This is a genomic window from Blautia aquisgranensis, from assembly GCF_040096615.1.
In the GTDB taxonomy this organism is placed as follows: domain Bacteria; phylum Bacillota; class Clostridia; order Lachnospirales; family Lachnospiraceae; genus Blautia_A; species Blautia_A aquisgranensis.
In genome coordinates, this window is the sequence record NZ_JBBMEJ010000007.1 from 25,849 (window position 1) to 42,148 (window position 16,300).

Here is a 16,300-nt window from a genome sequence, read left to right on the forward strand (position 1 = left end):
GATCATACCTCCATGTGTTCGATGACAACTGCGTGGGCAATTCCGGGAATGCTGTCGCCTTCGTTAAAGCTTACCTTGGAAAGCAGTGCACCGGTTGGCACAAAAAGAATCCGTTTCCATTCGCCGGATACAACTTTGGGAAGGATATAAGCTGCCAGCACTGTGGCAGAGCAGCCACAGCCGCTTCCACCGGAATGAGTATCCTGAGTTTCATTATCATAGATCAGAAGTCCGCAGTCCTGATGAATGGATGCAAGGTCGATATTCTGTTCGCTTAAAAGATCCAGAAGGATTTTTTGGCCGACGGTACCGAGATCACCGGTAAATACAGCATCGTAATCTGAAGGTGTGCGGCTGAAATCTGAGAAGTTTCTGGCAATGGTATCGCAGGCTGCAGGTGCCATGCAGCCGCCCATATTCATGGAATCCTTAAGGCCGTAATCCATGACACGTCCGGCGGTGAGTCCTGTGATAGCTGCAAAGCCTACTGAAGAACGAAGCGGAGAGCTTTTTGCCGGAGGCGTGGTGCTTAAAATGCAGGCACCGCTTCCTGTGACAGTCCAGGTGGCAGATAAGGGACGCTGATTTCCATATCCCAGGGGAAAACGAAATTCTTTTTCCGCGCTGGCAAAATGACTGGAGGTGACACAGAGAACACGGCTGCCAAAACCGGCAGTTAATGAAAGTGCTCCAAGAGAAAGCGATTCGCCCATGGTGGAGCAGGCACCGTACAGTCCGTAAAAAGGAATGCCGATTCCGGCAGAACCGAAACAGGTGGCTGCTGTCTGGGCCAGAAGATCGCCGGCAAACATAAGCTGGACATCGTCCGGTGTGAGTCTGGAACGGTTCAGAGCCAGGGTGGCGGTTTCTTTTTGCAGGGTGCTTTCGGCAGCTTCCCAGGTGTCACATCCGAACATAGGATCCTCGCAGACTATATCGAAAAGCTTTCCAAGAGGTCCTTCGCCCTCTTTCTGACTTACAATGGATGCACAGCTTTCTATATAAAGAGGCTCCCTAAAGGCAATGCTGGCTGCCCCTCTGTGAAGGTTTTTTATCATGCGATCACCCCCAGAAGTTTACAGATATAATAGATCAAGCCGAGAGCCCAGGCACTCATAATGCCATACAGGATCACAGGTCCGGCAATGGTAAATATCTTGCAGCCGATACCAAAGACCTGTCCCTCTGCACGGAATTCAATGGCTGAGGCTGCCACAGAATTGGCGAAACCGGTAATGGGAACAAGACTTCCTGCACCTCCGAATTTGCCAATCTTCGGGTAGATGCCAAGGCCGGTGAGAATTACGCTGATGAGAATGAGAAGTACAGAACACCAGGTTCTCGCATCGGCTATATCTGCGCCAAGTGCCTGCGCGGTATTGATGATAAACTGGCCTGCGAGACAGATCAGCCCTCCTGTGAAAAAAGCCTTCAGCATATTTACAGGAAGGCAGTGCGTGGGAGTTACCTGCTTTACATATTTTTCGTATTCTTTTTCATCGATATTACGCATGAAAATGCTCCTTTCATAAATCTTACATCCATCCCTTTGCATAGTAGAGAAGAGAGCCGAGGGTTTTTCCAGCGGCAATGAAGAGGATCACCAGGGAAAGGCCTTCCGTCAGCTTCAGTCTTCGGATAAATACGGGGAAAACCTTCGCGATCTCTGCGAGAGCCAGGATCCAGCCGCCTAAGAATATGCCGAAAAAAATACCGCATAATATAAGAAACCAGCTTCCAATAGGGAGAGGAATGTTAAAAAGAAGAACGACAGTGCCGCTTATTGTACCCAGAAGAGACATATCTTCATATAGAAAAATATAGTCTGCTGTGTGGGTGATTCCGGCATATCGGGGAATAATGGAAAGACCGATCATCAGACCGGAAACGCCACCGGCTACAATAATACCGGCGCAAAAACCTGTGAAGCATAAAATAAGCTGCTGAAGCATTGAGGAATCCCTCCTTTGATAATGAGAATAGTATTTGAAAATATAAAAATTTTATACGACAATCTTAAAAAATAAGAATTTCTGTACATTTTCGGTTACAGATAGTATAATAAAGTTGCTGCTTTATGGACTGACAGCAGTTGAATAAAAATAAGATCAGCAACAGGAGGTCGGATATGCAGGATGCTTTTTCTCGTATGGAATTGCTTGTGGGAAACGCAGGCGAAAAAAAAATCAGCAGGGCGAAGATCGCAGTATTCGGTCTTGGGGGAGCTGGTTCATATGCGACTGATGCTCTTGCAAGGTGCGGGGTGGGAAGCCTGACGCTGGTCGATCATGCGAAGATCACACTGCCGAATGTCAGCAGCCAGATCCTGGCAGTTCATTCTACGATAGGGATGAGCAAGGTTGAGGCAGCAAAAAAAAGAATTCATGATATTGATGAGAATATTCTGGTACATACTTACGAAACCTTTTATAATGAAGAAACAGCCGGAATGTTTGATCTGCATGCTTTTGATTACGTGGTAGATGCTATGGGAACGCTGTCATCGAAACTGCTTCTGATCAGCAGGGCGAAGGAGGCGCGTGTGCCGGTGATCTCATGCCTGGATATGGGAAATAAGCTAGATCCTTCCAGACTGGAAATCACAGACATCAGCAGAACTGCGGTATGCCCGGTGGCTAAAGCTATGAAGATGGAATTACGGAAACGTGGAATCCGTAAACTGAAAGTTCTTTATTCCAAAGAACGTCCGGTGAAAGAACGGATTTTCAGACGAAAACGCAATAATGTGCCGACCAAACCTGTGGAAGGAAATATTTCTTTTGTGCTGGGGACAGCAGGATGTTTTCTTGCAGGCGAAGTGGTCAGGGATATCCTGTCAACAGGAATGAATGTGAGAAACGGATGAGAGAGGCAGACAAAAGCGCTGCTTTATAATATAGAAATAAAAACAGAAAGACTGAGGAACAGAAATTTTGAATCAGAAATTAACAGAAATGTTTTGTGACCTTCTTGGTGAGGAGAGGGTTTTGACAGAGGAGCCAATGAAGCTTCATACGACTTTTAGGATCGGAGGACCGGCAGATCTGTTTCTGGTGCCGGAGACGGAAGCTGAGGTCAGCGAAATCATAAAGATCTGCAGGAACGCAGATATGCCGTACTTTATCCTGGGAAACGGAAGCAACCTTCTTGTAGGAGATGGAGGCTACCGAGGAGTGGTTATTCAGGTGTATAAGAATATGTCTTCTGTGAGAACAGAGGGAAATGTGATCATAGCTCAGGCAGGTGCCCTGCTCTCTTCTGTGGCAGCGGCTGCAAAAAAAGCTTCTCTTACAGGTTTTGAGTTTGCCGGTGGAATTCCGGGAACTGTAGGCGGTGCTGTTGTGATGAATGCAGGTGCTTATGGTGGCGAGATGAAAGATGTGCTGCTGGAGGTAACTGTAATGGATGGCAGGGGCGAGATCTTTACGATCCCGGCAGAGAAGCTGGAACTGGGATATCGTACCAGCATCATCAAAAAAGCAGGATATACTGTTCTGAAAGCGAAGATACGTCTGGAAGAGGGAAATCAGGAAGAAATCCGCGAGAAGATGAAGGATCTGACGATTCGAAGGACTACGAAGCAGCCGCTGGAATATCCCAGTGCAGGAAGCACTTTTAAGAGACCGGAGGGATATTTTGCCGGAAAGCTTGTGATGGACAGCGGACTTGCAGGATACCGTGTAGGCGGTGCCCAGGTTTCCGAGAAGCATTGCGGTTTTGTGATTAATGCAGGAAATGCAACGGCAAAAGACGTCCGCACTTTGATGGATAATGTCAGAGATATCGTTTATGAGAAATATGGTGTCACTCTGGAACCGGAAGTGAAGTTCCTTGGAGATTTTGAGAACTGATCATGACCGGATGTGCACACGGACAGTAACATGGAGAAAGGAAGAGAGAAAATGCGTTTTGTGATCGTAACAGGAGTTTCGGGAGCCGGAAAAACAGCTGCCCTTAAAATGCTGGAGGATATGGGATATTTTTGCGTGGATAATCTTCCGATTCAGCTTCTGGAAAAATTTGCATCTCTTCTTCCGGAAATGCAGAGTGAGAATGTAAGAAATGTAGCGTTGGGAATCGATGCCAGAAGCGGAAGCGCACTGGATGAGCTGGAAGTTGTCCTGAACCGGATGAAGAATACAGGATATGACTATGAGATCCTTTTTATGGATGCAGAAGATCCTGTGCTTGTGAAACGATATAAGGAGTCCAGAAGAAGTCATCCCCTTGCCAGAACCGGAAGAGTGGATGAAGGAATCCGCCTGGAACGTGAGAAAACAAAATTTCTGCGAAAACGTGCGGATTACATTATTGATACCAGTCATCTGCTTACCAGAGAGCTTCGCCAGGAAATCGAAAAGATCTTTGTGGATGACAGGGAGTTCAGTAATATTATGATCTCGGTTCTTTCCTTTGGTTTTAAATATGGAATTCCGGCTGATGCGGATCTTGTGTTTGATGTACGTTTTCTGCCGAATCCCTATTATGTGGATGAACTTCGTCCGCTGACCGGCCTGGATGATGCAGTATTTAATTATGTGATGGACAGCGATATTGCGAAGGCTTTTGCTGATAAACTGGAGGATATGATCCGTTTTCTGATTCCCAATTATATTAAAGAGGGAAAAACAAGTCTTGTGATCGGTATCGGCTGTACCGGTGGAAAACACCGTTCCGTTACCATAGCCAGAGAGCTTTTTTCTAGACTGTCGCAGTCCGGTGATTATGGAATACGACTGGAGCACAGAGATGCGGAGAAGGACAGACTTCTGAAGAAATAATATAAAAGAGGGTTCGGGATGTCATTTTCAGGAAAGGTCAAGGAGGAACTTGCGGGGCAGTTCAGTCCGGCAAGACACTGTCAGGTAGCAGAAATGGCTGCACTGCTGTGTGGCTGCGGTCATGTGGAAAAGCTGCCGGATGGAAATACAAGACTGTGGATTCAGACAGAAAATGAAGCAGTTGCAAGAAAAAGCTTTACATTATTGCGAAAAACATTTAATATAGAGACAGCGATTGTTATCCGGGAGGGCTCCCATCTGAAACGAGGCAGGGTGTATCTCGTGGAGGTTACGGATCCTGTCAGAGCAGAACAGGTTCTTCAGGGAACGAAGCTTTCTGTGGATAACGAGACCGGGTTACTTGAAATGGATAATTCGCTTGTGGTTCAGATGAGCTGCTGCAAGCGTGCATTTATTCGCGGCACTTTTTTATCGTCAGGATCGATCAGTGATCCCGAGAAGGGATATCACTTTGAGATTGTATGTCCTGACAGAAGAAAAGCAGAACAATTACAGGGGATTATCCGCAGTTTTCACGTAGAAGCTAAGATAGTAGTGCGCAAGAAATCATATGTGGTCTATGTGAAGGAGGGCGCGCAGATCGTCGATATGCTGGCAGTCATGGAGGCGAATGTGGCACTTATGGATCTGGAGAATATCCGGATACTTAAGGAGATGCGTAATTCAGTAAACCGTAAGGTGAACTGTGAAGCTGCGAATATCAATAAAACGGTAAATGCGGCGGTGAGGCAGGTAGAGGATATAGAATTGATCGGCAGAACTGCTGGTTTTGAGAGCCTGAGCGATGGGCTGGCGCAGGTAGCTAGGCTGAGGTTGCAGTATCCGGATGCCACACTGAAAGAATTAGGTATGATGTTGAATCCGCAGGTGGGCAAATCAGGTGTGAACCACCGGCTTCGTAAGCTGAGTGAGATCGCAGATGAGCTGCGGAAGAACAAGGAGGAGCTATTATGATTAAAAAACCAATCACTATCAACTTATCCACTGGACTGGAGGCGAGACCTGTGGCACAGCTTGTTCAGGTGGCAAGCCAGTTTAACAGTGAAATTTATGTTGAGATTGGCAAGAAGAGAGTCAATGCGAAGAGTATCATGGGAATGATGACTCTGGGACTTGATGCTGGAGAGGAAATCACACTTTCTGCCAATGGTGATGATGAGAATGCAGCAATGGAGAGCATTGAGCAGTATTTAAGTAATCAGTAATCAATTTGGACAGAGCAGTCTGTGAAGAATAAATTCTTCCAGACGTGGAACATAAAGGGATACAGACGGAAAGGAAGACCGATTCCCGCTGTATCCCTTTCCGCTTAAAGTGGATGTCTACTAAGTAAGAAAGAGGAAGATTACCTATGTCAAAAGTATTAAAATTTATTGTACATCTTGTTGTAATATGTACTCTGATCTGTGTGCTGGGACTTGTTCTGCCGCCATTTTTTGGAGTAAGAACTGTGATCGTGGATAAATCCGCAAATGCTACGAACCTTCCTGTAGGTTCTGTTACATATGCAGTTCCGGCAAAGAGTTCTGAGGTGGGACCTGGAACGTCGATTCTTGTACAGAAGGATTCCAAGACATATAAATATACAATTACCGAGTTGGATGTTTCCAAGGGAACAGGAACTGTTACTGATCAGTCAGTTTCCGGCGGTAAAACACTTACAATCAAGGTTGGTGATTATGTGCCAAAGGTTGTAGTGACAATTGGATTTGTGGGCTATCTTCTGGTAGCTACAGAGAGTATTGAAGGGCTCATTATTCTGGGACTTGTTGTTTTGTTCCTGATTATTCTTTATGTGATTGCAGAACTCTGGAAGAAGGATCCGGATGATATCGAAGATGATACATATGATCCGGAACCAGGCTATGTGAAATCAAAAAAAGAACTTAAGCGTGAAGAGAAAGCGCGTGCCAGAAGAATGAAGGAAGAAGACAGAGAACTCCTTCAGGAAGAAAAAGCACATAAGAAAAAAAAGAAAAAAGCAGATAAGCGTAAAGTCCGTACCGGCGGTTTCGTGGATGAGATTGATGAGGATGACATGACAGAAAGAACAGCTGTCGGACGTACATCTGCGATTCAGCAGACGGCGCAGACAGCTGCCAGTGAGGCACATGAGGAACTGAAGAAAGAAATTGCGGCAGCAACTTCAGAAGAAAGTGATATGTTTTCTCGGCTGGAACAGCCTGAACGTACAATTACTGAACGAAGAAAACCGGCAAGAGTACAGCAAATACAGAAAGAAGTTCGGACAGAAGAAACGCCAGTTGCTATCGGTAATCTTGCAATGCCGTCTCTTACAGCTGCACAGCTTGCAAGCCGCGTAAAGAAAGCAGGAGATGCACCGGATATCGTGAAAGACGATATCACAAAGGTTACGTTGTTTGACTACTCCGATATCATCAGCGGTGAAGCAGACGACATAGAAGAATAATAACTACCTATTATATAAGAAGGAAACGGTTCAGAAATGAGCCGTTTTTTCTATTTTAGATAAAATGAAAAAAAATTAAAAAAATTTAAAAAAACACTTGCATTCTGGAGAATCATCGTATATACTAATCCTTGCTGTGACATTGATAGCTATGAAGCGCGAGGTTGCTGCCACACTGGCAGGTTTTCCGTGGAGCGAATGTCAAGTTAGGAAACTGACGACAAGTCACTGTACAAAGTTCAATAACCATCATGGGATGGGCGTGTGTGTAAATATACCATGACACACACGGAGATGTGTACAGTCGCCGCTTGTCGTACTGCTATATAAGTACGAATAGGAGGAGACTTTTTTTATGGCAAATCAGGTAATGAGAATCACATTAAAGGCATATGATCATCAGCTCGTTGATGCATCTGCAGCAAAGATCATCGAGACAGTAAAGAAGAACGGAGCAATGGTAAGTGGACCGGTTCCGCTTCCTACTAAGAAAGAGGTTGTTACAATCTTAAGAGCTGTTCATAAATACAAAGATTCCAGAGAGCAGTTTGAGCAGAGAACACATAAGAGACTTATCGATATCCTGACACCAACTCAGAAAACAGTAGATGCACTTTCCAGACTGGAGATGCCGGCTGGTGTTCACATCGATATCAAAATGAAAAATCGTTAATAATGTCATTTGACATTAACTATATGATTACCGAATGGTAATCCGCTATAAGGAGGAAGAAAGAAATGCAGAAAGCTATTTTAGCTACTAAAGTCGGAATGACTCAGATCTTCAATGAAGATGGAATGTTAATTCCGGTAACTGTTTTACAGGCAGGTCCTTGCGTTGTAACTCAGGTTAAAACTGAGGAGAACGATGGATACGCATCAGTTCAGGTTGGCTTCGGCGAGATCAGAGAGAAACTGGTCAACAAACCGGAGAAAGGCCACTTTGACAAAGCTGGTGTAGCTGTAAAGAGATTTGTAAAAGAATTCAGATTTGACAATGCCGGCGAGTATGAGGTTGGACAGGAGATCAAGGCTGATATCTTTGCAGCAGGAGATCATATCGATGCTACTGCAGTTTCCAAAGGTAAAGGCTTCCAGGGCGCCATTAAGAGACATGGCCAGTCCAGAGGACCTATGGCTCACGGTTCTAAATATCATCGTCATGCAGGTTCCAACGGCGCTTGCTCCGATCCGAGCAAGGTTTTCAAAGGAAAACATATGCCAGGTCATATGGGACATGTTCAGGTAACTGTTCAGAATCTTGAGATCGTACGTGTAGATACAGAGAATAACTTACTGTTAGTTAAAGGTGCTGTTCCAGGACCTAAGAAATCTTTGGTTACAATCAAAGAGACAGTAAAGTCCTTATAATAGGAAAGGAGGAGCATCAGAATGGCTAATGTAACTGTTTATAATATGGAAGGCAATGAAGTTGGCACAATGGAGCTGAATGACGCAGTATTCGGCGTTGAGATCAATGAGCATCTCGTTCATCTTGCAGTTGTTCGTCAGCTTGCAAATAACCGTCAGGGAACTCAGAAAGCGAAAACTCGTTCTGAGGTAAGAGGCGGCGGAAGAAAACCGTGGAGACAGAAAGGAACAGGTCATGCAAGACAGGGTTCCATCCGTGCACCACAGTGGACAGGCGGCGGTGTTGTATTCGCTCCGGTTCCGAGAGATTATGAAGTAAAAATGAACAAGAAGGAAAGAAGAGCAGCTCTTAAATCCGCTCTGACATCCAAGGTTCAGGATAATAAACTTGTTGTTGTTGACAGCCTTGCACTTGCTGAGGTTAAGACAAAAGAGATGCAGAAGGTTCTTACAAACCTGAAAGCAGAGAAAGCTCTTGTAATCACAGCTGACAACGATCAGAACGTAATTCTTTCTGCAAGAAACATCGCTGACGTGGAAACTGCAACACCGGCTACAATCAACACATACGATGTTATGAAACACAACACCGTAGTTGTTACAAAGGATGCTGTTGCATCTATCGAGGAGGTATACGCATAATGGCAAGTATTCAGTACTATGACGTAATCATCCGTCCGGTTATCACAGAGAAATCCATGGCAGACATGGGTGAGAAGAAATATACATTCCTTGTACATCCGGAAGCTAACAAGACTCAGATCAAAGAGGCTGTTGAGAAGATGTTCGAGGGAACAAAAGTTAAAAGCGTTAACACCATCAACATGGATGGCAAGAAAAAACGCCGTGGAATGGTAGTTGGAAAAACTGCTAAAACTAAGAAAGCTATCGTAGCTCTTACAGAAGAGAGCAAAGATATCGAGATCTTCGAGGGACTTTAATTAGAAATTAAGCCCGAATATGTGCACGAAAGCACGAGAACAAATTCGAAAGGAGAAACATCATGGGAATCAAAAGCTATAACCCATATACACCGTCAAGAAGACATATGACTGGTTCCGACTTCTCTGAGATTACAGCTGCTAAACCAGAGAAATCCCTCGTTACTTCCCTTAAGAAGAACGCCGGACGTAATAATCAGGGTAAAATCACTGTAAGACATCAGGGTGGCGGAAGCAGAAGAAAATATAGAATCATCGACTTCAAGAGAAGAAAAGATGGAATCCCTGCAACAGTAAAAACAATCGAGTACGATCCGAACAGAACAGCTAACATCGCTCTTATCTGCTATGCAGATGGCGAGAAAGCTTACATCCTCGCTCCAGAGGGACTTAAAGTAGGCCAGAAGGTTTACAATGGTCCGGAAGCTGAGGTTCGTGTTGGAAACTGCCTGCCGCTGGAGCTTATCCCGGTTGGTACTATGGTTCACAACATTGAGCTTCATCCTGGAAAAGGCGGACAGATGGTTCGTTCTGCAGGAAACGGCGCACAGCTCATGGCTAAAGAAGGAAAGTACGCAACACTTCGTCTTCCTTCCGGTGAGATGAGAATGGTTCCGATCGTATGCCGCGCAACAGTTGGTGTAATCGGAAACGGAGATCACAACCTTATTAACATTGGTAAAGCAGGACGTAAACGTAACATGGGTATCAGACCTACAGTTCGTGGTTCCGTTATGAACCCGAATGACCATCCACATGGTGGTGGTGAAGGTAAGACCGGTATCGGACGCCCAGGCCCATGCACACCGTGGGGCAAACCGGCTCTCGGCCTGAAGACCAGAAAGAAAAACAAACAGTCCAACAAGTACATCGTAAGAAGACGCGATGGAAAAGCATTATCCAAATAATAAGGAGGAGAAAGAATGTCTCGTTCACTGAAAAAAGGACCTTTTGCAGACCAGAGCTTACTTAAAAAAGTTGACGCTTTAAACGCTGCAAATGATAAATCCGTAATCAAAACTTGGTCTCGCCGTTCCACAATCTTCCCGTCTTTCGTAGGACACACAATCGCTGTTCATGACGGAAGAAAACATGTGCCGGTATATATCACAGAGGATATGGTCGGACACAAACTTGGTGAGTTCGTTGCAACAAGAACTTACAGAGGACACGGAAAAGACGAGAAGAAGTCTGGAGTACGCTAGTCATTAGATTTATAACTGCCCGCTGTCACATTAAGACAGCTGGCAGATAACTCAGATATCGAATTTAGGAAAGGAGGCACTTTAAGATGGCAAAAGGACATAGAAGCCAGATAAAGAGAGCCAGAAATGAGAATAATAGAGAGACAAGGCCGTCTGCAAAGTTATCTTATGCAAGAATTTCTGTTCAGAAAGCCTGCTACGTATTAGACGCAATCCGTGGCAAAGATGTACAGACAGCACTTGGTATCCTCACATACAATCCGAGATACGCTTCCAGCGTGATCAAGAAACTGCTTGAGTCAGCAGTAGCTAACGCTGAGAACAACAACGGAATGAACGCAGATAACCTTTATGTTGCAGCATGCTATGCAGATAAGGGACCTACAATGAAGAGAATTCAGCCGAGAGCACAGGGTAGAGCTTACAGAATCGAGAAGAGAACAAGCCATATCACAGTTGTGCTTGATGAAAGGTAAGGAGGAAAAGCATGGGACAGAAAGTTAATCCGCATGGCCTTAGAGTCGGAGTTATCAAGGATTGGGATTCCAGATGGTATGCAGAAGACAAATTTGCTGACTACCTGGTAGAAGACTACAACATCAGAACATTCCTTAAAAAGAAATTATACAGCGCAGGTGTTTCCAAGATCGAGATCGAGAGAGCATCTGACAGAGTTAAAATTATCATCTACACAGCAAAACCTGGTATCGTAATCGGTAAAGGTGGAGCAGAGATCGAGAAAGTTAAAGCTGAGCTTCAGAAATACACAGATAAGAAGCTTATCGTTGACATCAAAGAAGTAAAGAGACCGGACAAAGATGCACAGCTCGTAGCTGAGAACATTGCTCTTCAGCTTGAGAACCGTATTTCTTTCAGACGTGCTATGAAGTCCACAATGCAGAGAACAATGAAGGCTGGCGCTAAGGGAATCAAGACTTCCGTATCCGGACGTCTCGGCGGAGCTGATATGGCTCGTACAGAGTTCTACAGCGAGGGAACAATCCCGCTTCAGACACTTCGCGCTGATATCGATTATGGATTTGCGGAAGCAGACACCACATACGGTAAAGTTGGTGTTAAGGCATGGATCTACAATGGTGAGATTCTTCCAACAAAAGGAACTAAGGAAGGGAGCGATAAATAATGTTAATGCCAAAAAGAGTAAAACGTCGTAAACAATTCCGTGGCTCCATGAGAGGAAAAGCCCTGAGAGGCAATGCCATCAACTATGGTGATTTCGGACTTGTTGCTACTGAGCCGTGCTGGATCAGATCTAACCAGATCGAGGCAGCCCGTGTTGCTATGACCCGTTACATTAAGCGTGGCGGTAAAGTTTGGATTAAGATTTTCCCGGATAAACCGGTAACAGCTAAACCAGCTGAGACTCGAATGGGTTCCGGAAAAGGCGCTCTGGAGTACTGGGTAGCAGTAGTTAAACCAGGTCGTGTTATGTTTGAGATTGCAGGCGTGTCCGAAGAGGTTGCCCGTGAAGCATTACGTCTTGCAATGCACAAGTTACCATGTAAATGTAAAATAGTTTCTCGTGCAGACTTAGAAGGCGGTGATAACAGTGAAAATTAATAAGTTCGTGGAAGATTTAAAAGCAAAGTCAGTTGCAGAACTGAATGATGAATTAGTAGCTGCTAAAAAAGAGCTTTTCAATCTGAGATTTCAGAATGCAACAAACCAGTTAGACAATACAGGCCGAATCAAAGAGGTTCGTAAGAATATTGCCAGAATCCAGACAGTAATCACTGAGCAGGCAAACGCTTCCAAATAGGACAGGAGGACACAATCGTGGAAAGAAATCTGAGAAAAACCCGCGTGGGTAAGGTTGTCAGCAACAAAATGGACAAGACCATTGTCGTTGCAATTGAAGACCATGTAAAACATCCTCTTTACAAAAAAATCGTGAAGAGAACATATAAATTAAAAGCTCATGATGAGAACAATGAGTGCAACATCGGAGATACCGTTAAGGTAATGGAGACCAGACCGCTGTCCAAGGACAAGAGATGGAGACTGGTTGAGATCGTAGAGAAAGCTAAATAAGGAGGAAACCAGTATGATTCAGCAGGAAACTAGACTGAAAGTTGCCGACAACACTGGTGCAAAAGAAATCCTTTGTATTCGTGTTATGGGCGGCTCTACAAGAAGATATGCAAACATCGGTGACACAATCGTTGCTACGGTTAAAGATGCAACACCAGGCGGCGTTGTTAAAAAAGGTGACGTTGTTAAAGCTGTAGTTGTTAGAACTAAAAAAGGCGCTCGTCGTAAAGACGGATCTTACATCCGTTTCGATGAAAATGCTGCCGTAATTATCAAGGATGACTTAACTCCGAGAGGAACACGTATCTTTGGACCAGTTGCCAGAGAGCTTCGTGAGAAGAAATTCATGAAGATCGTTTCCTTAGCTCCGGAAGTATTATAGGAGGGTGCCGAATGTCAGCTATGAAGATTAAAAAAGGTGATACTGTAAAAGTTATCGCTGGAAAAGATAAAGGTAAGGACGGAAAAGTTCTTGCAGTTAACGTAAAAGACAACACAGTAGTTGTTGAGAACGTGAACATGGTTACAAAGCACGCTAAACCGTCCGCAGCTAATCAGAACGGTGGAATCGTGACAAAAGAAGCTCCGCTTCACATCTCCAACGTAATGCTCGTTGTAGACGGAAAAGCTACAAGAGTAGGTTTCAAGATGGACGGAGACAAGAAAGTTCGCTTTGCTAAAGCAACTGGAAAGACAATCGATTAATTAAGAGAGGAGGCATATAAAGGTGAGTAGATTAAAAGATCTTTACAAGAACGAGATCATGGATGCCATGACCAAGAAATTCGGATACAAAAACGTAATGGAAGTGCCAAAACTCGAGAAAATCGTTGTTAACATGGGTGTTGGCGAGGCTAAAGAGAACGCTAAACTTCTTGACGCTGCAATTGCAGATATGGAACTTGTTACAGGACAGAAAGCAATCGCTACAAAAGCTAAGAAATCTGTCGCTAACTTCAAAATCAGAGAGGGTATGCCGATCGGATGTAAAGTTACTCTGAGAGGTGAGAAGATGTATGAGTTCGCTGATCGTCTTATCAACCTTGCTCTTCCACGTGTACGTGACTTCCGTGGTGTTAACCCGAACGCATTCGACGGCAGAGGAAACTACGCCCTTGGTATCAAAGAGCAGCTGATCTTCCCAGAGGTTGAGTACGATAAGGTTGATAAAGTAAGAGGAATGGATGTTATCTTCGTTACAACTGCAAAGACAGACGAAGAGGCACGCGAATTACTGACATTATTCAACATGCCATTTGCTAAATAGGAGGAAAAGATTCATGGCTAAAACAGCAATGAAAATTAAACAGCAGCGCAAAGCTAAATTCTCCACAAGAGAGTATACTCGCTGCAGAATCTGTGGCCGTCCACATGCATACCTGAGAAAATACGGAATTTGCAGAATCTGCTTCCGTGAGCTGGCATACAAAGGTCAGATCCCGGGTGTTAAAAAAGCTTCCTGGTAGGCTGCAAGCAACTTTTTGAACAATATATAAATAATATTCACACGACATGTAAAGTCTGAAGAAAGAGGAGGAAACTTACATGACAATGAGCGATCCGATCGCAGATATGCTTACAAGAATCCGTAACGCAAACACTGCAAAACATGACACTGTAGACGTACCGGCATCCAAGATGAAAATTGCTATTGCAAACATCCTTGTAGATGAGGGATACATCGCTAAATATGATCTGGTTGAGGACGGAGTTATCAGAACTCTTCACATCACACTGAAATACGGTGAGGACAAAAACCAGAAGATCATCACAGGACTTAAGAGAATCTCCAAACCAGGTCTTCGTGTATACGCAGGCAAGGACGAGCTTCCGAAGGTTCTTGGCGGACTTGGTATCGCAATCCTTTCCACAAACAAAGGTGTTATCACTGACAAAGAGGCTCGTAAGCTTCAGGTTGGTGGCGAGGTACTTGCATTCGTTTGGTAGGCCGAAAGCCACTTAACGAAGCAGTCATATAGCTTTTAAACTGAAAACAGAGAGGGCATAGTCCCTCTCCGACAATCTAAGTAAGGAGGACAAATTTATGTCACGAATCGGAAGACTTCCGGTTGCAATTCCAGCTGGCGTTGAGGTTACAGTCGCAGATGGAAACGTTGTAACAGTAAAAGGACCTAAGGGAACACTTGAGAGAGCACTCCCGACAGAGTTAGAGATCAAAGTTGAAGATGGTCATGTAGTAGTAACAAGACCAAACGACTTAAAGAGAATCAAATCCCTTCACGGATTAACAAGAAGCCTTATCCACAACATGGTTGTTGGTGTAAGCGAAGGTTACAAAAAAGAGCTTGAGGTTAACGGTGTTGGTTACAGAGCTGCTAAGCAGGGTAAGAAACTTGTACTTAACCTCGGATATTCTCACCCGGTAGAAATGGAAGATCCAGAAGGTCTTGAGTCTACAGTAGACGGAAACAAGATCATCGTATCTGGTATCAGCAAAGAAAAAGTTGGCCAGTACGCAGCTGAGATCAGAGACAAGAGAAGACCTGAGCCATACAAGGGCAAGGGAATCAAGTACGTTGACGAAGTTATCAGACGTAAAGTCGGTAAGACCGGTAAGAAATAATTAAGGAGAGTGAGAATATGATTAACAAAGCATCCAGAAGCGAAATTCGCGAAAAGAAGCATAGAAGATTACGTCATCATTTAAACGGAACTGCAACTACTCCTCGTCTGGCAGTATTTCGTTCCAACAAGCATATCTATGCACAGATTATTGATGACACAGTTGGTAAAACTTTAGTATCCGCTTCTACTCTCCAGAAGGACGTAAAAGCAGAGCTTGAGAACACTGACGATGTACAGGCTGCAGCAAAAGTCGGAGCAGTAATCGGTAAAAAAGCTGTTGAGGCTGGTATCGAGAGCGTTGTTTTCGACAGAGGTGGATATATCTACCACGGAAAAGTTAAAGCACTGGCAGATGCAGCAAGAGAAGCTGGACTGAAATTCTAAGAGGAGGAAAAGAACACATGAAACGTAATCTTATTGATGCTAGTCAGTTAGAGTTAGAAGATAAAGTAGTATCAATCAAGCGTGTTACCAAGGTTGTTAAAGGTGGTCGTAACTTCCGTTTCACAGCTTTAGTTGTTGTAGGTGACGGCAATGGACACGTTGGTGCAGGTTTAGGAAAAGCAGCAGAAATTCCGGAGGCTATCCGCAAAGGTAAAGAGGATGCCATGAAGAAACTTGTTACTGTTGCAAGAGACGAGAACAATTCCATTACACATGATTTCATCGGAAAATTCGGAAGCGCTGAGATGCTTCTGAAGAGAGCTCCGGAAGGTACTGGAGTTATCGCCGGTGGCCCGGCACGTGCCGTAATCGAGCTTGCTGGTATCAAAAACATCCGTACAAAATGTATGGGTTCCAGAAATAAACAGAACGTAGTTCTGGCAACAATCGCAGGCCTGAGCCAGTTAAAGACTCCGGAAGAGGTTGCAAAGCTCCGCGGAAAATCTGTAGATGAGATTCTGGGTTAAG

The 16,300-nt window shown here is 44.5% G+C and carries 28 protein-coding genes; 25 read left to right on the forward strand and 3 right to left on the reverse strand.

All coding sequences use genetic code 11. The annotated features are described in order from the left end of the window. Positions 1-2: 2 nt before the first annotated feature. The 3 genes from WMO28_RS07105 to WMO28_RS07115 are packed head-to-tail and all read right to left on the reverse strand — an operon-like array spanning position 3 to position 1,952. Positions 3-1,058, reverse strand: a complete 1,056-nt coding sequence (locus WMO28_RS07105; protein WP_178642636.1) for a stage V sporulation protein AD — start codon at positions 1,056-1,058, stop codon at positions 3-5. Further along, on the reverse strand, positions 1,055-1,513 hold the full coding sequence (locus WMO28_RS07110) for a SpoVA/SpoVAEb family sporulation membrane protein (RefSeq protein WP_349056541.1): 459 nt from the start codon (positions 1,511-1,513) through the stop codon (positions 1,055-1,057). The genes WMO28_RS07105 and WMO28_RS07110 overlap by 4 nt, the downstream gene beginning before the upstream one ends. A 22-nt stretch (positions 1,514-1,535) precedes the next feature. Then, entirely contained in the window at positions 1,536-1,952 is a 417-nt protein-coding gene (locus tag WMO28_RS07115) for a stage V sporulation protein AB (RefSeq protein WP_349056543.1), read from the reverse strand. 176 nt (positions 1,953-2,128) lie between these two features. Here WMO28_RS07115 and WMO28_RS07120 point away from each other — a divergent pair, with 176 nt between their 5' ends. The 25 genes from WMO28_RS07120 (at position 2,129) to rpsE (ending at position 16,299) form a co-directional block, all read left to right on the forward strand. Further along, positions 2,129-2,866 carry a tRNA threonylcarbamoyladenosine dehydratase gene (locus WMO28_RS07120; protein WP_349056544.1) on the forward strand — a complete coding sequence of 246 codons (738 nt, stop codon included), beginning with the start codon at positions 2,129-2,131 and terminating at the stop codon, positions 2,864-2,866. A 67-nt stretch (positions 2,867-2,933) separates the two neighbouring features. Next, complete coding sequence (murB, locus tag WMO28_RS07125; RefSeq protein ID WP_435376066.1) at positions 2,934-3,851, forward strand: UDP-N-acetylmuramate dehydrogenase; 918 nt, start codon at positions 2,934-2,936, stop codon at positions 3,849-3,851. Between the two features lie 51 nt (positions 3,852-3,902). Beyond that, the gene (gene rapZ / locus WMO28_RS07130; RefSeq protein WP_349056602.1) at positions 3,903-4,781 is read left to right on the forward strand and encodes an RNase adapter RapZ; all 879 of its coding nucleotides are present in this window, start codon (positions 3,903-3,905) and stop codon (positions 4,779-4,781) included. 18 nt (positions 4,782-4,799) lie between these two features. Continuing rightward, positions 4,800-5,756 (forward strand): DNA-binding protein WhiA, encoded by a 957-nt coding sequence (gene whiA, locus WMO28_RS07135; RefSeq protein WP_178645017.1) that lies wholly within the window; start codon positions 4,800-4,802, stop codon positions 5,754-5,756. Further along, positions 5,753-6,007: an HPr family phosphocarrier protein gene (locus WMO28_RS07140; RefSeq protein ID WP_015526913.1), complete on the forward strand. Its 255-nt coding sequence runs from the start codon at positions 5,753-5,755 to the stop codon at positions 6,005-6,007. Before whiA ends, WMO28_RS07140 begins: the two co-directional genes overlap by 4 nt. 146 nt (positions 6,008-6,153) lie before the next feature. Beyond that, positions 6,154-7,233, forward strand: coding sequence for a hypothetical protein (locus tag WMO28_RS07145; protein ID WP_349056545.1), 1,080 nt, complete (start codon positions 6,154-6,156; stop codon positions 7,231-7,233). Between the two features lie 355 nt (positions 7,234-7,588). After that, entirely contained in the window at positions 7,589-7,906 is a 318-nt protein-coding gene (gene rpsJ, locus WMO28_RS07150) for a 30S ribosomal protein S10 (RefSeq protein WP_015526916.1), read from the forward strand. Between the two features lie 65 nt (positions 7,907-7,971). Further along, positions 7,972-8,604 carry a 50S ribosomal protein L3 gene (rplC, locus tag WMO28_RS07155; protein WP_092069546.1) on the forward strand — a complete coding sequence of 211 codons (633 nt, stop codon included), beginning with the start codon at positions 7,972-7,974 and terminating at the stop codon, positions 8,602-8,604. Between the two features lie 21 nt (positions 8,605-8,625). Continuing rightward, positions 8,626-9,246, forward strand: coding sequence for a 50S ribosomal protein L4 (gene rplD / locus WMO28_RS07160; RefSeq protein WP_021976669.1), 621 nt, complete (start codon positions 8,626-8,628; stop codon positions 9,244-9,246). Then, the gene (rplW, locus tag WMO28_RS07165) at positions 9,246-9,545 is read left to right on the forward strand and encodes a 50S ribosomal protein L23 (protein WP_119240269.1); all 300 of its coding nucleotides are present in this window, start codon (positions 9,246-9,248) and stop codon (positions 9,543-9,545) included. The genes rplD and rplW overlap by 1 nt, the downstream gene beginning before the upstream one ends. A gap of 62 nt (positions 9,546-9,607) precedes the next feature. Continuing rightward, entirely contained in the window at positions 9,608-10,453 is an 846-nt protein-coding gene (rplB, locus tag WMO28_RS07170; RefSeq protein ID WP_015526920.1) for a 50S ribosomal protein L2, read from the forward strand. Positions 10,454-10,468: 15 nt separating this feature from the next. Then, a complete protein-coding gene (gene rpsS, locus WMO28_RS07175; protein WP_015526921.1) occupies positions 10,469-10,750 on the forward strand; it encodes a 30S ribosomal protein S19 in 282 nt (93 codons plus the stop codon). Between the two features lie 86 nt (positions 10,751-10,836). Then, positions 10,837-11,226 carry a 50S ribosomal protein L22 gene (gene rplV, locus WMO28_RS07180; protein ID WP_015526922.1) on the forward strand — a complete coding sequence of 130 codons (390 nt, stop codon included), beginning with the start codon at positions 10,837-10,839 and terminating at the stop codon, positions 11,224-11,226. Between the two features lie 11 nt (positions 11,227-11,237). Next, positions 11,238-11,894 (forward strand): 30S ribosomal protein S3, encoded by a 657-nt coding sequence (gene rpsC, locus WMO28_RS07185; protein WP_015526923.1) that lies wholly within the window; start codon positions 11,238-11,240, stop codon positions 11,892-11,894. After that, positions 11,894-12,331 (forward strand): 50S ribosomal protein L16, encoded by a 438-nt coding sequence (gene rplP / locus WMO28_RS07190; protein ID WP_118062095.1) that lies wholly within the window; start codon positions 11,894-11,896, stop codon positions 12,329-12,331. The genes rpsC and rplP overlap by 1 nt, the downstream gene beginning before the upstream one ends. Next, positions 12,321-12,530 carry a 50S ribosomal protein L29 gene (gene rpmC, locus WMO28_RS07195; protein WP_119240268.1) on the forward strand — a complete coding sequence of 70 codons (210 nt, stop codon included), beginning with the start codon at positions 12,321-12,323 and terminating at the stop codon, positions 12,528-12,530. The genes rplP and rpmC overlap by 11 nt, the downstream gene beginning before the upstream one ends. A 17-nt stretch (positions 12,531-12,547) precedes the next feature. Continuing rightward, the gene (gene rpsQ, locus WMO28_RS07200) at positions 12,548-12,802 is read left to right on the forward strand and encodes a 30S ribosomal protein S17 (RefSeq protein WP_294650948.1); all 255 of its coding nucleotides are present in this window, start codon (positions 12,548-12,550) and stop codon (positions 12,800-12,802) included. A 13-nt stretch (positions 12,803-12,815) separates the two neighbouring features. Beyond that, the gene (gene rplN, locus WMO28_RS07205) at positions 12,816-13,184 is read left to right on the forward strand and encodes a 50S ribosomal protein L14 (RefSeq protein ID WP_019162495.1); all 369 of its coding nucleotides are present in this window, start codon (positions 12,816-12,818) and stop codon (positions 13,182-13,184) included. Positions 13,185-13,195: 11 nt separating this feature from the next. Beyond that, positions 13,196-13,507: a 50S ribosomal protein L24 gene (rplX, locus tag WMO28_RS07210; RefSeq protein ID WP_349056547.1), complete on the forward strand. Its 312-nt coding sequence runs from the start codon at positions 13,196-13,198 to the stop codon at positions 13,505-13,507. A 22-nt stretch (positions 13,508-13,529) separates the two neighbouring features. Beyond that, positions 13,530-14,069 carry a 50S ribosomal protein L5 gene (gene rplE, locus WMO28_RS07215; protein WP_021650765.1) on the forward strand — a complete coding sequence of 180 codons (540 nt, stop codon included), beginning with the start codon at positions 13,530-13,532 and terminating at the stop codon, positions 14,067-14,069. Between the two features lie 13 nt (positions 14,070-14,082). Continuing rightward, positions 14,083-14,268: a type Z 30S ribosomal protein S14 gene (locus WMO28_RS07220; protein ID WP_015526927.1), complete on the forward strand. Its 186-nt coding sequence runs from the start codon at positions 14,083-14,085 to the stop codon at positions 14,266-14,268. 79 nt (positions 14,269-14,347) lie between these two features. Beyond that, a complete protein-coding gene (gene rpsH, locus WMO28_RS07225; RefSeq protein ID WP_349056548.1) occupies positions 14,348-14,749 on the forward strand; it encodes a 30S ribosomal protein S8 in 402 nt (133 codons plus the stop codon). 97 nt (positions 14,750-14,846) lie between these two features. Then, a complete protein-coding gene (gene rplF / locus WMO28_RS07230; protein ID WP_178644014.1) occupies positions 14,847-15,386 on the forward strand; it encodes a 50S ribosomal protein L6 in 540 nt (179 codons plus the stop codon). 17 nt (positions 15,387-15,403) lie between these two features. Beyond that, complete coding sequence (gene rplR, locus WMO28_RS07235) at positions 15,404-15,772, forward strand: 50S ribosomal protein L18 (protein ID WP_118513010.1); 369 nt, start codon at positions 15,404-15,406, stop codon at positions 15,770-15,772. A gap of 17 nt (positions 15,773-15,789) precedes the next feature. Continuing rightward, a complete protein-coding gene (gene rpsE, locus WMO28_RS07240) occupies positions 15,790-16,299 on the forward strand; it encodes a 30S ribosomal protein S5 (RefSeq protein ID WP_015526931.1) in 510 nt (169 codons plus the stop codon). Position 16,300 lies beyond the last annotated feature (1 nt).

Bases quoted from the DNA above. Each gene is read 5' to 3' on its own strand.
- WMO28_RS07105 (WP_178642636.1), bottom strand. From the start codon at position 1,058: ATGATAAAAAACCTTCACAGAGGGGCAGCCAGCATTGCCTTTAGGGAG.
- WMO28_RS07110 (WP_349056541.1), bottom strand. From the start codon at position 1,513: ATGCGTAATATCGATGAAAAAGAATACGAAAAATATGTAAAGCAGGTA.
- WMO28_RS07115 (WP_349056543.1), bottom strand. From the start codon at position 1,952: ATGCTTCAGCAGCTTATTTTATGCTTCACAGGTTTTTGCGCCGGTATT.
- WMO28_RS07120 (WP_349056544.1), top strand. From the start codon at position 2,129: ATGCAGGATGCTTTTTCTCGTATGGAATTGCTTGTGGGAAACGCAGGC.
- rapZ (WP_349056602.1), top strand. From the start codon at position 3,903: ATGCGTTTTGTGATCGTAACAGGAGTTTCGGGAGCCGGAAAAACAGCT.
- whiA (WP_178645017.1), top strand. From the start codon at position 4,800: ATGTCATTTTCAGGAAAGGTCAAGGAGGAACTTGCGGGGCAGTTCAGT.
- WMO28_RS07140 (WP_015526913.1), top strand. From the start codon at position 5,753: ATGATTAAAAAACCAATCACTATCAACTTATCCACTGGACTGGAGGCG.
- WMO28_RS07145 (WP_349056545.1), top strand. From the start codon at position 6,154: ATGTCAAAAGTATTAAAATTTATTGTACATCTTGTTGTAATATGTACT.
- rpsJ (WP_015526916.1), top strand. From the start codon at position 7,589: ATGGCAAATCAGGTAATGAGAATCACATTAAAGGCATATGATCATCAG.
- rplC (WP_092069546.1), top strand. From the start codon at position 7,972: ATGCAGAAAGCTATTTTAGCTACTAAAGTCGGAATGACTCAGATCTTC.
- rplD (WP_021976669.1), top strand. From the start codon at position 8,626: ATGGCTAATGTAACTGTTTATAATATGGAAGGCAATGAAGTTGGCACA.
- rplW (WP_119240269.1), top strand. From the start codon at position 9,246: ATGGCAAGTATTCAGTACTATGACGTAATCATCCGTCCGGTTATCACA.
- rplB (WP_015526920.1), top strand. From the start codon at position 9,608: ATGGGAATCAAAAGCTATAACCCATATACACCGTCAAGAAGACATATG.
- rpsS (WP_015526921.1), top strand. From the start codon at position 10,469: ATGTCTCGTTCACTGAAAAAAGGACCTTTTGCAGACCAGAGCTTACTT.
- rplV (WP_015526922.1), top strand. From the start codon at position 10,837: ATGGCAAAAGGACATAGAAGCCAGATAAAGAGAGCCAGAAATGAGAAT.
- rpsC (WP_015526923.1), top strand. From the start codon at position 11,238: ATGGGACAGAAAGTTAATCCGCATGGCCTTAGAGTCGGAGTTATCAAG.
- rplP (WP_118062095.1), top strand. From the start codon at position 11,894: ATGTTAATGCCAAAAAGAGTAAAACGTCGTAAACAATTCCGTGGCTCC.
- rplN (WP_019162495.1), top strand. From the start codon at position 12,816: ATGATTCAGCAGGAAACTAGACTGAAAGTTGCCGACAACACTGGTGCA.
- rplX (WP_349056547.1), top strand. From the start codon at position 13,196: ATGTCAGCTATGAAGATTAAAAAAGGTGATACTGTAAAAGTTATCGCT.
- WMO28_RS07220 (WP_015526927.1), top strand. From the start codon at position 14,083: ATGGCTAAAACAGCAATGAAAATTAAACAGCAGCGCAAAGCTAAATTC.
- rpsH (WP_349056548.1), top strand. From the start codon at position 14,348: ATGACAATGAGCGATCCGATCGCAGATATGCTTACAAGAATCCGTAAC.
- rplF (WP_178644014.1), top strand. From the start codon at position 14,847: ATGTCACGAATCGGAAGACTTCCGGTTGCAATTCCAGCTGGCGTTGAG.
- rplR (WP_118513010.1), top strand. From the start codon at position 15,404: ATGATTAACAAAGCATCCAGAAGCGAAATTCGCGAAAAGAAGCATAGA.
- rpsE (WP_015526931.1), top strand. From the start codon at position 15,790: ATGAAACGTAATCTTATTGATGCTAGTCAGTTAGAGTTAGAAGATAAA.